The sequence below is a fragment of the Methanoregula sp. UBA64 genome, from assembly GCF_002502735.1.
In the GTDB taxonomy this organism is placed as follows: domain Archaea; phylum Halobacteriota; class Methanomicrobia; order Methanomicrobiales; family Methanospirillaceae; genus Methanoregula.
On the sequence record NZ_DAQC01000009.1, the window covers coordinates 37,149 to 51,586 of the forward strand.

Here is a 14,438-nt window from a genome sequence, read left to right on the forward strand (position 1 = left end):
CCTTTTTAAAAAGTTACTGCCCGGACTTTCCGGAAGGGTTTTTCTTTACTTTTTTCGGTGCAGACGGCTCGTTCTCGCTTTCGAGCTTTGCCATAACCTGCTCGATTGAGGCGCGGATCTTCTCCACGGATTCACGGTATGCAATGACCTCGGATTCATCCAGCCGGATCGTAACCGGGAATGCACCGTTCTTGTTGATCCGGGCGGGAACACCGATACAGACCCCGCCGATCCCGTGGACCTCGCTCTTGACATAGGAAGATACCGTCAGGATCCGGTTCTCATCGCCAAGCACGGTCTTCACGAGCGACGCAATAGCTTCGCCGGGACCGTACACAGTCGAGCCCTTGTTCTTTATGATCTGCTCCCCGCTGGTCTTGACGGACTGGATAAAGTCCTGCACCGGGAGATGGGCAAACGCCGGGAGGTTGGAGATCTTGATTCCCCCGATAGTCGTTGCCGACCAGAGGGGCACCATGCTGTCGCCGTGCTCCCCGATAATACGGGTATGCACTTCGCTGACATGGACCTTAAAATAGGACGCAATGAGCGATTTGAGGCGCATCGAGTCAAGATGCGTGCCCAGGCCAAACACCTGGGTGGGCTTCATGCCTGAATACTTGAGCGCAACGCAGGTCATCACATCGACGGGATTCGTCACCATGAGGATTTTTGAAGACGGTGCAACGGTGCCGATCGTACGGGCGATGGGCGCGATAATCCGCGCATTCCCGTATGCCAGGTCAAGACGGTCCTGACCCGGGCCCCGGGGGGTACCCGCAGTAACCACAACAATGTCTGAACCGGCGATATCCTTGAGATTTGTCGTCCAGGTGACACGGATATTGGTTCCCCGTGCAGCAAAGGAATCGGCGAAATCCTGGGCAATCCCTTTTAAGAACGCTTCACGTCCTTCACGGCCGTAAAGCTGGATCTCATGGATATGGGGGTCGACAGAAACAGCATATGCGGCAAACATTCCCACGTTGCCGGTGGCACCGATAATGGTGACTTTTGACATGATATCACAGGAAACGGGGACGTGTCATCGGTCGACTGTACGTCTCTTCTATCGCCCATGTACTCCTCCTCCGCCCCGTTACCCCATGGGCGCCGGATGTCTGCGGTAAGTCTGCTCCCTTCCGGGCCTGAACCGGTTCCCGCAGCGACAGGTCGCCATTCCCTCCGGAATTTTGATACCTGGCCATCGACCTCATGGGACGAGGTTTCAACGTCAGAATACGAGAGGCTCCAGCAGGTCGTTGCAGCCTTCGTCAAACTTCGCCCCCCGCGTACCGACGGTTTCGGGTTACAAGTGACGCCGAGCCACCCGGGCTAGTCCCCATATCACTTGGGCTGCCGGTCAATAAATCCTTGTCACATTCAGCCCGGAGTACATCGGGGTGGCTGCGTATCAGGAATACTGCCCGGGCCGCTTACGGAACGAACACGGATCCGCCGACCCGGGACTGCCAGTCGCGGAGCAGGGCGGATACGACACCCTGATCCTGCTTGTCGAAGATATCGAGAGCCGTCACGGGCCCGGTATCGCGGGGAATTACGGATACGAGATTCTGAAAATCCCCCTGGTACACCTCAAGAACCTGCCGGCCCCGGGTCTCTGCAACCTTTTCTGGCACCCGCAGGACCGGACAGGCGGCCATCTTTGCATACTGCGCGCAGATCTTCACGTCATCGACCGCAAAATACCTGCGGTTGACGCCGATATTGACCGCAGACCAGAACGCTGCGGCATACCATGCATCGTTCAGGATAACATGCGGAACGCCAAGGCTTGCCGCAGCAAGACCGAGCGTGCCCGGCCCCGAACAGGCATCCACAAAGAGCGGCGCCAGGGGCTTTCCCACGCGGGCAGCAACCGACCGTATCTTGGGATACCCTGCACGCGGGAACTCGACATGGATCACCGACTGCTGCTTGTAAACAACGAGCGTCTGTTCGCCCACCGGGACAAGGTCTGCCCGGACATCGCACCCGGCAAGGAGCGTGTGGGACCGGGGTACCGCACCCGGTTCATGGGAGGCAAGGCCGGGGATCCCGGGCGATGTCTGCACCACACCCTGCACTTCCGGAACTTCAGCAGCGATCCGCCGTGCAGTCTTTTCGGTCACCTTCCCGGACAGCAGGACCAGGGATTTTTCCGGGAGGAACGGGGGCCGGTCCATGGCAAACCCCGGGTGGACGAGCGGCGAACCGACTGCAATAAGCGGGTCGTCCCGGGTGAGATCCCCCTCTTCGCGCATGATCACGTAGAGGTGGGCGAACACCCCGTCGATAAACCGTTTCCCGCAGGAACAGGGTTCGGGATAGGTCAGGACAGGAAGCGGGGCACGCTTGTCAAGCACCTGCATCCGGCAGGAGGGGCAGGGAAAAAACCGCGTGGGGAGTGCTGCGAGCACCTCATGCGCCGGGCGTACACAGTCACCGCCACACACGGGACAGTCCATGGTGCTTGCTATCTTTGCCCTATCATAGATACTTTGCCAAATATACGTTACCGGATTTTTTTTTAAAGGAGCGGGGGCTCCCTGCCCGGCTAAAAAATGGTCCGACCCCCTGCATCGTTTTTTGCGTATTACGACGAAAAATCCGATCATCCCATCCTTATTTTTGTATCCGACCCCCTACAGGGGTACCCCACAACTCTGCAAAAAACGGGTGTCTTACCGAAGAGAAGAATGCATTGCCGGGCGCAACAGCGCATGATGGGGGTCGCGCAGGTACTTAGTAGTTTTACGGATGACATTTGGACAACGGGCCGGACAAAAACGCTAAAATCAGACCGTGCGGTTCCAGTGAGGGGATGAAGAAAAAATGTCAGAATGGGCCTGATGCGATTCGAACGCATGACCGCCCGGTTATGAGCCGGGCGCTCTAACCGGACTGAGCTACAGGCCCAAAAAGCGCCGCCAACAGGACTCGAACCTGTGACATGCTGGTTAACAGCCAGCCACTCTACCAACTGAGTTATGGCGGCATTCAGGGTTTTGTGCCTTAATAGATTCTTTGTAGGGACTTTTAAAGGTAACTAAGAAACAGGCAGGGCGTAACAGGGCGCCTGCCGGCATCCGGGTCCCGGCCAAACGGGCCATCCGGAGTTATTCCCGTATTTTTAGCGTTTTTTCATGGCGTTAAGGAGCCGGATGATATCGTCCAGATCCTCATTGAGGTGCATAAAGAGTTCCCGTGTCTGCTCGGTCGCAACCGCACCGTCCGATGATGCGCGGATATAGCCCAGCTGTTCGAGCACGTGAAGGGAGTACCGGATCCGGTGGGAGGGAAGATCGAGGATCTCGGAGAGCTTCATGATCCCGATCGGCTGGTGCTCGGCAACCGCACGGGCAACCTCGATATGCCGGCTCAAGAGCTCGATCTCGTCCTTCATCTTCCCAAGCATGGTACCTCCCGGAAACGGATCTCCTGTCGGGTATCCTTACTCTTACCTGCACCTCAATGCTCATGAAGCCATGCCTTTGTAGCACGGTACTTCCCGATAAAATTCCAGCTGAGCACCGCGGCAACTACCAGCATGATGACAACCGCGGGGAGCCGGTACGGCTGGGGCGCAAGGAACACAAACAGGATTGCAAGCGCAACCAGCAGGATGATTGCGTTGAGCTGGATAGCCAGCCGGTAAAATTTCCACTTGAACTGCTCTTTTGATTGCTCGTCCATTGCACGTACGTTGATTTCGGGAATAAAAGTACTTGACGTTTCAGCGCGTACTTCTATGGCAATGGATCCACTGGACGCTGCAATGAAGGCGAGCGGGGCGGATGCGTTCGTCCACTACGCTGGCGGAGAGGACGCCGATATGCGCTACCTCACCCGGTTCGTGATGCATGATGCTTTTGTCTTCTATAAGAAGCGCAGGCTTCCGGGAACCATCATTGTCCCCCAGATGGAGGCCGAACGCGCCGGGCGGGAATCCTGCGCTGCCGTGGTCACCCGGACGCAGGCCGGCCTTCCGGATATCGTCAAAAAAGAGAAGGATCCCTGGAAAGCGGCCGCGCGGATGATTGCGGGCCAGACGGGAAAGACCCTCCTTGTCTCGCCCACGCTCCCGGCAGCACTCCTGCGGGCGCTCGAAGAGGAATGCCGTGTCGTGGTCGACAGCGGCACAACAGAGAAGATGCGGGCGAAGAAGACACCGGAGGAGATCCGGCTCATCCGCGCCGTGCAGAAGCGGACTGAAAAAGCAATGGCGCTCGGGATCGGGCTTATCGGCAGTGCAACGACAAAGAAGGGCGTGCTATACCACGACGGCGCGCCGCTCACCTCCGAGATCGTGCGCAACGCTATGCACAAGCAACTCATGGACGAGGGGTGCCGCGCGGTGGAGACGATCATCTCGTGCGGAAATGATACCGCGTTTCCCCATATCATCGGGAGTGGACCGCTGCGCCCCCACGAGCCGATTGTAATAGACATGTTCCCGAAAGACGAGGCAACGGGATACTATGCGGACATGACCCGGACGGTCTCGAAAGGGAAGCCTTCGGGCCGTATCGCCGAGATGTACGAAGCGGTAAAAGAGGCGCAGAAGATAGGGATTGGGAAGATCCGCGCCGGCGTGCCGGGCGCAGAGGCCCACAATGCGGTGGTGGATTACTTTGCGGATCGCGGCTTTGAGAGCGATACCCGGGGATTTATCCACAATCTCGGCCACGGGGTCGGGCTCCAGGTCCACGAGATGCCCACGGTCGGACCTTCCGGCGGGCCTCTCGAAGAGGGGTCCGTGGTAACGGTCGAGCCGGGCCTGTATTATCCCGGCACCGGGGGGATCCGGCTCGAAGATATGGGCGCGGTGCGGGCAAAGAAGTTCGAGGATTTCACAAAGTTTGAGGAGACGCTTGTGCTATGATGAACGATGAGATACTGGATAATTACAAAGCGGCAGGAAAACTGGCAGTAAAGATCCTGCACGAGGGAGTACAGGGTGTCAGGGCGGGTAAATCGTACCTTGAACTCATAGATTCCGTGGAAGACCGTATCCGGGCCGAGGGCGCCGATCTCGCGTTCCCCCTCAATGTCTCCTTAAACGAGGACGCGGCCCACGATACCGCATCTCCCGGGGACGAGCGGGTCTTTGCGAAGGGAGACGTGGTGAAGTTCGACCTCGGCGTGCAGATCGAGGGATACGTTGCGGACACTGCGACAACGGTTGACCTGGGGAACAACTCCCTCCTCCTCGACGCATCCCGCGCTGCCCTCGATGCAGCGATAGCCTGTGTCCGGCCCGGTGTCACGACCGGGGAGATCGGCGCGGCGATCGAACACGAGATCGTGACAAGGGGCTACCGGCCCATTGCCAACCTGACCGGCCACGGCCTCGACCAGTACGTTGCGCACATGGACCCCTCGATCCCCAACATTGCCATCTCCGGCGGTACGGTGCTCGAAGAGGGCATGGCCATTGCAATCGAGCCCTTTGCCACCACCGGCAGCGGGAGGGTCGGGGAGAAGACCCGGGTCGAGATCTATTCGCAGATCTCTGAAAAGCCGGTCCGCACCCCGTCCGCCCGCGGGGTCATGGAGAAGATTCGGGAGCGCCAGGGACTCCCGTTCTCGCGCCGCTGGCTAAACGATAAAAAAGCCGGCCTGGCGCTCATCGGCCTGTGCCGGTCCCAGATCCTGCACGGCTACCCGGTCCTTTCAGATATCCCGGGATCGCTTGTCTCCCAGCACGAGCACACCATGATCGTGACAGAAGACAGCTGTATTGTGACTACCCGATAAGATAGGTATATGTTTTCAGGCGTGAAATAATGAAGGTTACAGCCATGTCCGGAGATAGCGATAGCCTGCGCATCATGGAAGTCCTGCTGACGGCAGAGATTTTTAACCAGAACCCGACGCTCGACCTCAATGATCTGACCCCGGCCTGCCGCGAGATCTTCTGTTCGGGAGACACCAAGACCATCAAGCGCCCCGTGTACGTGAGCGACGGGATGGTCAAGCGCACCCTCGGGATTGCCGATGCACACGAGAAGATCGCCAAAAACCCGTTCGTCTCGTACGAAGATTTCGGCCAGCGCCTGAAGATCACGACGTTAAAACCGGCCGCCGAATGGTTCCTTGCGCAGGGCGGCAAACCCCTTATCGGGGTCAACCCCGCGCTCGCGTTCTTCTTTGAATCCTTCGACAGTACCGGCGTTTCCTATGCCGAGGTCAGGAAAGCAAACCCGCCGTTTGAGGACACCAAGGCAAGCCTCGATCTCAAGATCACCAAGATCATCGGCGAAGACGAGAAGATACGCAACGCGCTCGACCTTGTGATCGTCACAGCCCCCGAAGAGGTCGAGCAGAATATGGAAGACCTGGTCTGTTCGCCGGAACAGCTCGCGGTCATTGCCAAGATCCACCACGCGCTCCACCACCGGGACTTCCTGTGCAAACACCGGATCTACGAGGTGGGAAAGCTCCTCTTTGTCGGCCCGCCCGGTACCGGCAAGACCTCGCTTGCCCTTGCGATGTCCCATTCCATGCACATGCCGGTGCTTGAAGTCCGGCTCTCGATGATCACCTCCCAGTACCTGGGGGAGACCTCGAAGAACATCGACAAGATCTTCGATCTCGCGAAGAAACTCGCGCCATCGATCCTCTTCATCGACGAGTTCGACTTCGTTGCAAAGAGCCGTGTCACCGACGACCACGGGGCAATGAAGCGGGCGGTCAACGCGCTCTTGAAAAATATCGACCGGATCAGCCTGATCCGGAACGGCGTGCTCCTGATCGGCGCCACCAACCACCCTCAGCTCCTCGACGAGGCTGCATGGCGGCGGTTCGACGAGGTCGTGGAATTCTCCCTGCCCGGGGAAGAGATGCGCCGGGAGATCCTCAAAAGCGTAACCTCGTCCATGACCTGCACCTGTGATTACCAGGAGATTGCAGCCATGACCGAAGGGTTCTCGGGGGCGGACATACGCCTCATGATCAAGGAGGCGCTCCTGTCGGCACTCATGGACACGCGCGAGGCCATCAACCGCCAGGACCTCGATAAAGGTATCCGCATGGTCAGGAACCGCGATGCAATCCGGAACCTGAACTGGAAGCAGGAATGAAGTTTGTACTGCTCGGGACCGGGGACGCCATCGGGACACCGAAGATCGGGTGCGACTGCCCCCAGTGTACCCGCGCAAAGAATACAGGTACGGGACGGCTGCGGAGCTCGATCCTGATCGAGAAGGACGGGCACCATATCCTTGTCGATTCAACCCCCGATCTCCGGCAGCAGCTCCTGCGGGCCGGCTCTCCGCACATCGATGCCGTGATCTGGACGCACGGGCATTACGACCACTTCATGGGATTCGGGGAGTTCTACCGGGTCCAGAAGATCCCGCCGGTCTATGCCGCCGAACCGGTGCTCCGGTACTGCGGCGAGACCTTCCGGTTCCTTGATTTCAACCGCATTCCCGTAGTGCCGTACGTGCCGTTTACTCTTTTTGGGATCACCATCACGCCGTTTATCGTAAAACACCCGCCGGCGTATACCTGCGGGTTCCTCTTTGAGGCGGAGGGAAAACGCATCGGGTATACCTCGGATACCAACCGGGACATCCCGCAGCAGAGCCTTGCCCTGCTCGAAGACCTCGACCTGTTGCTTCTGGATGCGATCGTCCCCTCGCACATGACGATCACCAAACACATGAACTATCTCGATGCCTGCACGCTTGCCGAAAGCCTGCATGCAAAACAGTTCCGGTGCATCCACATCAGCCATGTGATGCCGTGGGAATATCCTCACCTGGCCCATGACGGCGAGACGTTCGGGTTTCCTTAAACCGGGTGCCGGGACAGGAGTGGCCCCGGCATACCCGGGCCCACGGCCGTACCTCACCCATACCTTAATAGTTTACAGGTTCCCAAACATAGGTGCATGATTGTAAAGGTACTCGAACTCGAAAAAGATAAGGCACGACTCGTCATCCAGGGAGAGGGTCATACGTTCATGAACACCCTGGTTGAGGAACTCCTGGCCGATCCGGACGTCGATGTCGCAAAATACACCATCGAGTTCCAGTTCTCCGACCCCGTACTGCTCGTGACCACCAAGAGCGCAAAGAAAAACCCCTTAACCCTCGTCAAGAAGGCCTGCAAGAAGATCTCCGGCAACTGCGATACCCTGCTCACGGGCCTTGCAAAACAGAAATAATACTCCCGGAGATACGCATACTTTTTTCCCGCACAGAGTGCGGGTTTCCCTTACATAGTTCCTTTAAAAAAAACGAATCTGTTACGAAAGCTGCCTGCCGGAAGATTGCAGGTTAAAAAAACAGATGCCGGGGTGACCCCGGCGATATTAACGGACTGACCTATTCTGCCCTTTCGGTAAAGACGATCGAACCGGAGATCCGCGAGATTCGGATCTTCACGCTCTGGCCGGGCTTTGCATTTGCCACGTACATGATGTACCGGCCCATCTTGACAACACCGTCGCCACGCTTGGAAAGCGACTGGATCTCGACGTCCATGATCTGCCCTTCTTCAAGGTTCTCAGAAGCCGGCTCGGTCCTCACCTTTCGCTTCCGGACCGGCCTGTGGCCACCGCAGGCATCGCAACGGAGGGTAAGAACCCGGTCATCCTTTACAAGACGCGTATCAGGCTTGCCGCATTCGGAACAGATCACGTAATCGTCGACGTAACTCTTGATGATCATCTTAAAAAGCGAGATCTCGAACTTTCCGTTAAAGATGGCCCGGTTCCCGTCGATCTTGCCCGAGGTTCCCAGCTCGCCGAGGATGTACTTCATCAGGTGGTCCTTGTCGCGACGGACTGTGTCGGCGATTTCGGCAAAATTTTCCAGGATTGTTGTCTTCCCCTCGATGTAGGCCTTTGCCTCAGGAACAACAAAACGTTCCGAGGATTCGGTCTTCTCGGAAATGTGAGAATAGGCCTTTTTTAAAAGGTCGTCATAAGAGTCCGTCATATGTGTATAGTATAAAGGCTACACCGGTGCAAAAGTCTTTCCCAGAAAAAAAGAGACGGTTTGCCGCCGGATGCGGACCGACGTTTTACGGCCGCGCTGCGACTGCTTATCCAAGGTAGGAAGGGACTGCCGCTTTTACGAAACGAACCACATCTGCATTCTTCGTGTCGTCTTCGATATCTTTCTGGTTGATATCCTTAAAGCCGGCAAACTGCATACCCTTTCCTTCGATCCATTTTTTGAAGGTCTCTTCGGCCTTCCCGGGTTTTCCGCCGTGCGTTGCAAAGGCGACGGCGTGCTTCTTCTCGCAGCCGGAAAGGGCGTTAATTGCCGTGTGGATGGCAGGTGTCGGCTTGAACGCCCAGACCGGCGATCCAAAGACAAGCAGATCGTACTCCCGGACATTCAGCTGCGCCGGTTCGATCATTGTTGTGTCCTCGCTCATCGCGGCCTTGCACTGCATAAGGAAGCGGGTGACCCGGGAATGCTCTGCACGATCGGCGATCTCGATAAGCCGGCTGTCGGGGAAGGCGGACGCAATGTGCTGGGCAATGTGCCGGGTATTACCGGTCTCGCTGTGGTAGATGATGCAGATCTTCATGCAGAAATGATAGTACCCGATCCCCAAAAAGATTTCATACAAAACCGGGCGTTTTAGCGGCTTACTTCAGGTAAAAAAGATATGAAGGTTATTTCCTGAACTGGGGCATCATTGCCCGTACTTCCTTGCCGGTCGTTTCAAGGAGGTGTTCTTCGTCGGCCTTGGTGAGGGCGGTAAAGACCGGGCGGTTGACCATATTCTCAAGCATCCATTCCTTTGCAAATTCCCCGCTCTGGATCTCACCGAGGATCTCTTCCATTGCTTCGTATGCCTCAGGCCCGATTACCCGGGGCCCCCGGGTCATGTCGCCGTACTGCGCCGTGTTGCTGACATACTGGCGCATGTTCGTAAGCCCGCCTTCGTAGATCAGGTCGACGATCAGTTTTGTCTCGTGGCAGACCTCTAAATATGCCATCTCGGGCGCATACCCGGCGTCAACGAGGGTCTCAAACCCGGCCTTGATAAGCGAGGAGATACCTCCGCACAGTACTGCCTGTTCGCCAAAGAGATCGGTCTCGGTCTCCTCGCGGAACGTGGTTTCAAGGACAACCGCACGCGTTGCCCCGATACCTTTTGCATATGCGAGCGCGGTCTTGTGGGCCTTACCTGTGTGGTCCTGCTCGATCGCAATAAGGGCAGGCACTCCCTTGCCTTCCTCGTACTGGCGGCGGACCATGAAGCCGGGGCCTTTTGGCGCGACCATGATCACATCGACATTTGCCGGCGGCACGATCTGGCCGAAGTGGATGTTAAAACCGTGCGAGAACATCAGGGTCTTGTTTTCGGTAAGGTGCGGCATGATCTCGTTTTTGTAGACTCCCGACTGGAGTTCATCCGGCAGGAGGATCTGGATGATATCGGCCTTCTTTGCCGCTTCCGCGACCGTCATCACGGTCATGCCGTCTTTGGTTGCCGCATCCCAGCTCTTTCCCTTGCGCAGGCCGATGATAACGTCGAGGCCGCTGTCGCGCAGATTCAGGGACTGGCCGCGTCCCTGTGACCCGTACCCGATCACGGCGATCTTCTTGCCCTTGAGCACCGAGATATCGGCATCGGACTCATAGTATTTTTTCATCATAGTCGATCCCTTGTGATATCGGCAACAAAGCACATAAATATTATATGAAAAAACTAAAGAAGCACACTTGTAAAACCTGCAGGGAAGCGATGACTTATTAAGCACCCAGAAGCGGATAAAACCCCTGAGGAGCCGTTCAGCGGGAAACTCCCCGATGTCCAGGCAACCTCCCCGGACGTCAGGATCAACCTCACACGTGTCGGGGTAAAGAATGTCAAAAAACTCGTTGAGGTCACCCGTCCGGATAAACGGCCGGTGGTCTTTATCTCGAAGTTCGATGTCTACGTGGACCTGCCCGGCAGCCTGAAAGGCGCCAACCTCTCACGGAATTTTGAAGTAATTGACGAGGTTCTCCAGCAGGCAATCGATGGCGAGGTCAACGAGATCGAGAACCTCTGCAGTGCCGTTGCACGCAAGCTGCTCGACCGGCACGAATATGCCGACCGGACCGAGGTGCTCATGCGCAGCGAGTTCATGGTCAAGCGCGAGACCCCGGTCAGCCATACGACCTGCCACGAGGTCGTCAAAGTCCATGCACGGGCGATCGCAAAAAGGACGTTCCGCGAACCGATCGTACGAAAGAGCATCGGGGCGGAGGTCACCGGCATGACCGCCTGTCCCTGCGCCCAGAATATCATGAAGGAGCGTGCGAACCACGTCCTCGAAGGGCTCGGGGTCGATCAGAAGACCATCGATGCGTTCTTTGTCGAGGTCCCCATGGCCACCCACAACCAGCGCGGCAGGGGATTCCTCTGTATCGAGACCGATGACGACCAGCATGTCAACCTGGAAAAGATTATCCAGGTCCTCAAGGAATCCATGAGCGCCGGCATCTACGAACTCCTGAAGCGCGGCGATGAAAGTGCGGTCGTACTTGCCGCGCACAAAAATCCGCGGTTTGTGGAAGACTGCGTGCGGGAGATGGCAAAGAAAGTACTGACCGGATTTTCCTATCTTCCGGGCGATGCGGTCGTTACCATCAAGCAGACCAATGAGGAAAGCATTCACCAGCACGATGCATATGCCGAACGGAGGGCAACGCTCGCAGAACTGCTGGACGAACTCAATGGCGATAAAAACCGTTCCGGATAAAGCGGGGAGGTTTAATAAATCCCCCCATATACAGGCATAAAAAAAACGTGTTTTTTCTTACCGGTCTGCGCTGCTGAAAAAAACAGGCAAATTTTCTTTTGATTCTATTTTAATGGCCGATACACCCGTTATTTCACACGGGCCTTTTCCGCAGATTAAAACAATAAACGTTATAAAAGGGTTCGTTAAAGATAGAGATGAACGTACTTTGTACGGTCAATTATCTCTAGAGATGAGAGATGTATAGAGTAATTTTGTACTGTAATACGAACAACTCAACATAACATGAGGCGATTATATTGTCGAAAGTTGTAGAGATTTCCCCAACCACAAGACACGAGGGACACTCGAAGCTTGTCCTGAAGGTCAACGATGCAGGCATCGTTGAGACAGGCAACTGGTGTTCCATTACTCCGGTGCGGGGAGTTGAGAAACTCGCAGTCGGAAAGACCCCTGAACAGGTACCAAAGATTGCATCCCGCGTCTGTGGTATCTGTCCTATTGCCCACAACCTTGCAGCAACAGAGGCAATGGAGGCATCCATCAAGGTCGAAGTACCTAAGGATGCCAAGATGCTCCGGTACATCCTCCAGATGGCTAACCGGGTGCACAGCATTGCACTGCATGATATCCTGATCCTGCCCGATCTCTATCTCCCGGGCACCGATGTCAAGATCAACCCGTTCTCCCCCGAGGAGCCCGTCCGGTCCGTTGCAAAGCGGATCCAGAGACTCCGTGAGATCGGTCAGACCATCGGCCAGATTGCCGGTGGAGAAGCCATCCACCCGAGCAACACCCGCGTCGGCGGTATGTACATGAACTGCTCGGAGCAGGCAAAGATCAAGATGTACGACCTTGCAAAGGAAGGTCTCGTCCTTGCCCACCAGCAGATGGACTTCATGATCGCAGTCCTGCGCAACTACCAGAAGAGAGACTGGGTCGATGTCGGCGGCATGAAGGTCGCACTGCCCAAGGATCTCGGGTACCACGACCAGGGCTACCTTGCAACCCACCCGTTCTACGGCTGCTCCAGCATGGACGAATGCCCCACCTGGGACATCAACCGGTTCAAGGAAGTCCGGCCCTGGGACTGGTACATGGGCGAGATGGAGATTTCCCTCGAAGAGCCCAAGTACCCCGTTGGCGGAACCACCAAGCTCGGCACCAAGGTCAACCCGCAGATGGAAGCCTGCACCGGCATCCCGATGTACGACGGCGCACCCGTTGAAGTCGGTCCCCGTGCACGTCTTGTCAAGTACAAGAACTTCGACGAGAAGGGCACCATCGGCCAGAACGTTGCCCGTGAGATGGAATACACCGACTCCTTCTACGAGATGATCGACTGCATCGACGCACTTAACCCGAAGGGTAAGGTCGTTGCAGACTACATCCCGAAGGGTGACGGTACCCTCGGCTGGGCTTCCAACGAAGCACCCCGTGGCACGGATGTCCACCTTGCAAAGGTCAAGGACTGGAAGGTCCAGTACTTCTCAATGCTTGTTCCGACAACCTGGAACTTTGCAACCTGCAGCGCAGCACTCACCGGTGCACCCTGGCAGCTCGCCGAGGTCATCATGCGCGGGTACGACCCGTGCGTCTCGTGCGCTACACACATGATCGTAGTCAATGAGGACAACAAGGTAGTCGCCCAGAAACTCATCCAGCAGTGAGCGTACACACAATCATGCTGTATCCGGAGATTGTAATCGCAGGGTGTGGAAACCCCCTGTTTGCAGACGATGGCTTTGGTCCGGCAGTCATTGAGGAGTTGCAGAAACTCACACTTCCCGACAATGTAAAAGTAGTGGATGCAGGCCTTGGCGGCCCGCACTTTATTTTTACGCTGCTCGACCCGGAAGTGACCAAAAAACTCGTGATTGTCGATATCGCTGACTACGGCGCAGAGCCGGGATCGATCACCAAGCTGCGTGTCGAGGACCTGCCCCCGGGCAGTTACCGCGATGCACACTCGTGGGATCTCGCAGAGCCGCTCCAGCGGATCAAGGACAAAATCGATATTATCGTCATCGGATGCCAGCCTGCACGTGTCACCGATCCCGAAATGGAGATCGGGCTCTCGGATGAAGTTTCAAAGGCAATTCCCAAAACGGTACGGATAGTACTGGAAACAATAGGTGTTGATTATGGGACTGCTATCAAGTGTCTTCAAGAAGAACGCCAGCGAGGCTCCGCAGAAACCTGCGGCACCTGCAAAAACAGCTGACGTAGCACAAAAAGTGGAAACAACTAACAAGGAGGTTAAGCCTGTGGTAGACAAGATTTCAGTGGGCTATACGCACCTGAGCGGATGCACCGGTTGCACGGTTGCACTCGCAGACAACTACGGCGGACTATTAACACTCCTCGACCGGTATGTCGACCTGAAATACCACCTTACGCTTGCCGATGTCCGGCACATCCAACAGGTCGATGTCGCAATTGTCGAGGGTTCCGTCTGTATCCAGGATAAACTTGCAGTTGAGGAGATCAAGGAAACCAGGGAAAAGGCAGCAGTGGTCGTCGCACTCGGCGGCTGTGCCTGCTACGGTAACATTACCCGGTTCTCCCGCGGCGGCCAGCAGAACCAGCCGGCGCACGAGTCCTACCTGCCGATCGGCGACCTTATCAAGGTCGATGTGTACATCCCCGGATGCGCCCCGACCCCGCAGATGATCAGGAATGTCTGTGTCATGGCATACCTGCTCCTCAAGGGAAC

General features: G+C 56.5%; 15 protein-coding genes, 2 tRNA genes, 1 other RNA gene and 1 pseudogene. 9 read left to right on the plus strand and 10 right to left on the minus strand.

The window, feature by feature from the left end; all coding sequences use genetic code 11:
* Nucleotides 1–13 precede the first annotated feature (13 nt).
* From BP758_RS11890 to BP758_RS11920, 7 genes are all read right to left on the minus strand, one after another.
* A complete protein-coding gene (locus BP758_RS11890) occupies nt 14–1,021 on the minus strand; it encodes a malate dehydrogenase (protein WP_292371100.1) in 1,008 nt (335 codons plus the stop codon).
* Nucleotides 1,022–1,034: 13 nt separating this feature from the next.
* Nucleotides 1,035–1,346, minus strand: an RNA gene (ffs, locus tag BP758_RS11895) — signal recognition particle sRNA.
* Nucleotides 1,347–1,436: 90 nt separating this feature from the next.
* Entirely contained in the window at nt 1,437–2,468 is a 1,032-nt protein-coding gene (locus tag BP758_RS11900) for a hypothetical protein (protein ID WP_292371101.1), read from the minus strand.
* Between the two features lie 376 nt (nt 2,469–2,844).
* Nucleotides 2,845–2,919, minus strand: a tRNA-Ile gene (locus BP758_RS11905).
* Nucleotides 2,920–2,925: 6 nt separating this feature from the next.
* A tRNA-Asn gene (locus BP758_RS11910) sits at nt 2,926–2,998 on the minus strand.
* Between the two features lie 135 nt (nt 2,999–3,133).
* Nucleotides 3,134–3,418, minus strand: coding sequence for a hypothetical protein (locus BP758_RS11915; protein WP_292371102.1), 285 nt, complete (start codon nt 3,416–3,418; stop codon nt 3,134–3,136).
* A gap of 53 nt (nt 3,419–3,471) precedes the next feature.
* A complete protein-coding gene (locus BP758_RS11920; RefSeq protein WP_292371103.1) occupies nt 3,472–3,696 on the minus strand; it encodes a hypothetical protein in 225 nt (74 codons plus the stop codon).
* A 55-nt stretch (nt 3,697–3,751) separates the two neighbouring features.
* Between BP758_RS11920 and BP758_RS11925 the strand changes: the two genes are divergently transcribed.
* From BP758_RS11925 to BP758_RS11945, 5 genes are all read left to right on the plus strand, one after another.
* Nucleotides 3,752–4,885 (plus strand): M24 family metallopeptidase, encoded by a 1,134-nt coding sequence (locus BP758_RS11925; RefSeq protein WP_292371104.1) that lies wholly within the window; start codon nt 3,752–3,754, stop codon nt 4,883–4,885.
* Nucleotides 4,885–5,760, plus strand: coding sequence for a type II methionyl aminopeptidase (map, locus tag BP758_RS11930; RefSeq protein ID WP_292371115.1), 876 nt, complete (start codon nt 4,885–4,887; stop codon nt 5,758–5,760). The genes BP758_RS11925 and map overlap by 1 nt, the downstream gene beginning before the upstream one ends.
* Nucleotides 5,761–5,804: 44 nt before the next feature.
* Complete coding sequence (locus BP758_RS11935; protein ID WP_292371105.1) at nt 5,805–7,085, plus strand: ATP-binding protein; 1,281 nt, start codon at nt 5,805–5,807, stop codon at nt 7,083–7,085.
* A complete protein-coding gene (locus tag BP758_RS11940) occupies nt 7,082–7,804 on the plus strand; it encodes an MBL fold metallo-hydrolase (protein WP_292371106.1) in 723 nt (240 codons plus the stop codon). Before BP758_RS11935 ends, BP758_RS11940 begins: the two co-directional genes overlap by 4 nt.
* Before the next feature lie 96 nt (nt 7,805–7,900).
* The gene (locus BP758_RS11945; protein ID WP_292371107.1) at nt 7,901–8,176 is read left to right on the plus strand and encodes a DNA-directed RNA polymerase subunit L; all 276 of its coding nucleotides are present in this window, start codon (nt 7,901–7,903) and stop codon (nt 8,174–8,176) included.
* 160 nt (nt 8,177–8,336) lie between these two features.
* On the opposite strand, the gene BP758_RS11950 is transcribed toward BP758_RS11945, so the two are convergent.
* From BP758_RS11950 to ilvC, 3 genes are all read right to left on the minus strand, one after another.
* Nucleotides 8,337–8,951 carry a translation initiation factor IF-2 subunit beta gene (locus tag BP758_RS11950; protein WP_292371108.1) on the minus strand — a complete coding sequence of 205 codons (615 nt, stop codon included), beginning with the start codon at nt 8,949–8,951 and terminating at the stop codon, nt 8,337–8,339.
* 106 nt (nt 8,952–9,057) lie between these two features.
* Nucleotides 9,058–9,552: a flavodoxin family protein gene (locus tag BP758_RS11955; protein ID WP_292371109.1), complete on the minus strand. Its 495-nt coding sequence runs from the start codon at nt 9,550–9,552 to the stop codon at nt 9,058–9,060.
* An 88-nt stretch (nt 9,553–9,640) separates the two neighbouring features.
* On the minus strand, nt 9,641–10,630 hold the full coding sequence (ilvC, locus tag BP758_RS11960) for a ketol-acid reductoisomerase (protein ID WP_292371110.1): 990 nt from the start codon (nt 10,628–10,630) through the stop codon (nt 9,641–9,643).
* 96 nt (nt 10,631–10,726) lie between these two features.
* On the opposite strand from ilvC, the gene mptA reads away from it, so the two are divergent.
* From mptA to BP758_RS11980, 4 genes and pseudogenes are all read left to right on the plus strand, one after another.
* The gene (gene mptA / locus BP758_RS11965) at nt 10,727–11,722 is read left to right on the plus strand and encodes a GTP cyclohydrolase MptA (RefSeq protein WP_292371116.1); all 996 of its coding nucleotides are present in this window, start codon (nt 10,727–10,729) and stop codon (nt 11,720–11,722) included.
* Nucleotides 11,723–12,021: 299 nt separating this feature from the next.
* Nucleotides 12,022–13,392 carry a coenzyme F420 hydrogenase subunit alpha gene (gene frhA, locus BP758_RS11970; protein WP_292371111.1) on the plus strand — a complete coding sequence of 457 codons (1,371 nt, stop codon included), beginning with the start codon at nt 12,022–12,024 and terminating at the stop codon, nt 13,390–13,392.
* A 14-nt stretch (nt 13,393–13,406) separates the two neighbouring features.
* Nucleotides 13,407–13,946 carry a coenzyme F420-reducing hydrogenase, FrhD protein gene (gene frhD / locus BP758_RS11975; protein WP_292371112.1) on the plus strand — a complete coding sequence of 180 codons (540 nt, stop codon included), beginning with the start codon at nt 13,407–13,409 and terminating at the stop codon, nt 13,944–13,946.
* 43 nt (nt 13,947–13,989) lie between these two features.
* Nucleotides 13,990–14,438: pseudogene (locus tag BP758_RS11980) on the plus strand (coenzyme F420 hydrogenase subunit gamma); the annotation flags it as partial.

Excerpts from the sequence above, each read along its gene's own strand:
- BP758_RS11950 (WP_292371108.1), bottom strand. The coding sequence starts at position 8,951 with ATGACGGACTCTTATGACGACCTTTTAAAAAAGGCCTATTCTCACATT.
- BP758_RS11955 (WP_292371109.1), bottom strand. The coding sequence starts at position 9,552 with ATGAAGATCTGCATCATCTACCACAGCGAGACCGGTAATACCCGGCAC.
- BP758_RS11920 (WP_292371103.1), bottom strand. The coding sequence starts at position 3,696 with ATGGACGAGCAATCAAAAGAGCAGTTCAAGTGGAAATTTTACCGGCTG.
- BP758_RS11925 (WP_292371104.1), top strand. The coding sequence starts at position 3,752 with ATGGCAATGGATCCACTGGACGCTGCAATGAAGGCGAGCGGGGCGGAT.
- BP758_RS11945 (WP_292371107.1), top strand. The coding sequence starts at position 7,901 with ATGATTGTAAAGGTACTCGAACTCGAAAAAGATAAGGCACGACTCGTC.
- BP758_RS11940 (WP_292371106.1), top strand. The coding sequence starts at position 7,082 with ATGAAGTTTGTACTGCTCGGGACCGGGGACGCCATCGGGACACCGAAG.
- BP758_RS11890 (WP_292371100.1), bottom strand. The coding sequence starts at position 1,021 with ATGTCAAAAGTCACCATTATCGGTGCCACCGGCAACGTGGGAATGTTT.
- ilvC (WP_292371110.1), bottom strand. The coding sequence starts at position 10,630 with ATGATGAAAAAATACTATGAGTCCGATGCCGATATCTCGGTGCTCAAG.
- BP758_RS11915 (WP_292371102.1), bottom strand. The coding sequence starts at position 3,418 with ATGCTTGGGAAGATGAAGGACGAGATCGAGCTCTTGAGCCGGCATATC.
- BP758_RS11900 (WP_292371101.1), bottom strand. The coding sequence starts at position 2,468 with ATGGACTGTCCCGTGTGTGGCGGTGACTGTGTACGCCCGGCGCATGAG.
- frhD (WP_292371112.1), top strand. The coding sequence starts at position 13,407 with ATGCTGTATCCGGAGATTGTAATCGCAGGGTGTGGAAACCCCCTGTTT.
- BP758_RS11935 (WP_292371105.1), top strand. The coding sequence starts at position 5,805 with ATGTCCGGAGATAGCGATAGCCTGCGCATCATGGAAGTCCTGCTGACG.
- map (WP_292371115.1), top strand. The coding sequence starts at position 4,885 with ATGAACGATGAGATACTGGATAATTACAAAGCGGCAGGAAAACTGGCA.